General features: G+C 64.2%; 1 protein-coding gene. It reads right to left on the bottom strand.

The genetic code is table 11. The features are described from left to right. Positions 1-30: 30 nt before the first annotated feature. Positions 31-1,232 (bottom strand): IS3 family transposase gene (locus ACT3TD_RS14760; protein ID WP_148263198.1). Its coding sequence is split into 2 segments (ribosomal slippage): positions 31-944 and positions 944-1,232, totalling 1,203 coding nucleotides; the frame shifts between segments, so codons are not numbered across the junction. Positions 1,233-1,300: the final 68 nt, after the last annotated feature.

The raw sequence follows: 1,300 nt of genomic DNA, 5'->3' as shown, positions 1-1,300 counted from the left end.
GGGTCTGCTGCATGATCTGAGACAGGTTGGTTACGCTGCCGTGATGGCAGGTGTTTTCATCATGGTCTCGTACTCCACCGGGGTCAACCGTCCCAGACCCACTTGCCGACGACGACGGTGATACGTGCGCTCAATCCAGGTGACGATCGTCACCCGCAACGACTCCCGGGTGTCCCAGACCCGCCGGTCCAGCACGTTTTTCTGCAGCAGGGCGAAAAACGACTCCATCGCCGCATTGTCACCACAGGAAGCCACTCTGCCCATCGAGCCGACCATCCGGTAGCGCTTCAGGGCGGTGAGGTAGTCCCCGCTGCGGAACTGGGATCCGCGGTCGCTATGCACCACACATCCGGTAACCTCACCGGCACCAGCGCGGATCGCCACGGCGTTGTCCAAGGCCCGTACCGCCAGATCAGCGTGCATATGTGAGTCGATGGCGTACCCGACGATCCGGCCGGAGAAGACGTCTTTGATCGCACAGCAGTACAGTTTCCCCTCCTTTGTGGGGTGCTCGGTGATGTCGGTGAGCCACAACCGGTTCGCCGCCGTGGCGCTGAACCGGTGGCGCACACGTCCGTCGGCGTCGGTGACGGTGCACAGATCGTCGTGCACCGCCGGGCCCGGCCGACGGGCACCACGGCGTCGTTTCTTGCCGAACACGCTGAACCACCGGTTGGCCGAGGTGATCCGCCACGCCGTGCGATCGGCCATCGCCTCACCGACCTCCCGGGCCTGATCAGCCAGCAGTCGGTACCCAAACTCCGGGTCCCGGGCGTGTGCGGTGAACAGGGCATTAGCCCGGTAGGCCTCGGTGATCTCAGCGTCGGTGACCGGCCGGAGCCGCCACCGGTAGTACGACGCCCGGGACAGTCCCAGCACAGCGCAGGTCACTGCCACGGCAATCCCCTCCGCGGCGAGATCGGCCACGAAGGGGAACATCATTTTGGGTTGACGTCCTTGGCGAAGTACGCCGCAGCCCGTCGTAGGATCTCGCGTTCCTGCTCGACCCTGCGCAGCTGGGCTTTGAGCTGACGGTTCTCAGCAGCCAGATCAGCCTGATCTCCTGCCGTGGAGGCGGCAGAACCAGCCTCGAGTCGCAGCCAGCGCCGCAGACACGACGAGGTGATACCGAAGTCCGCGGCGACGTGGGTCAAGGGTGTGCCGGCTTTCTGAGCTGCTCGGGCCACGGCGATGACGTCGTCACGAAACTCTGGGGGATAGCGTTTGGGCATGAAAGACATCCTCTCGGTGAACGCGGTGAGCGTTCAACACTCAGTGTCTCACTTCATGCATCAGACCC

This window comes from Corynebacterium sp. AOP36-E1-14, assembly GCF_052377495.1.
Classification (GTDB): Bacteria; Actinomycetota; Actinomycetes; order Mycobacteriales; family Mycobacteriaceae; genus Corynebacterium.
The sequence above is the reverse complement of the archived record's forward strand: the minus strand, read 5'-3'. Positions and strand labels throughout refer to the sequence as shown.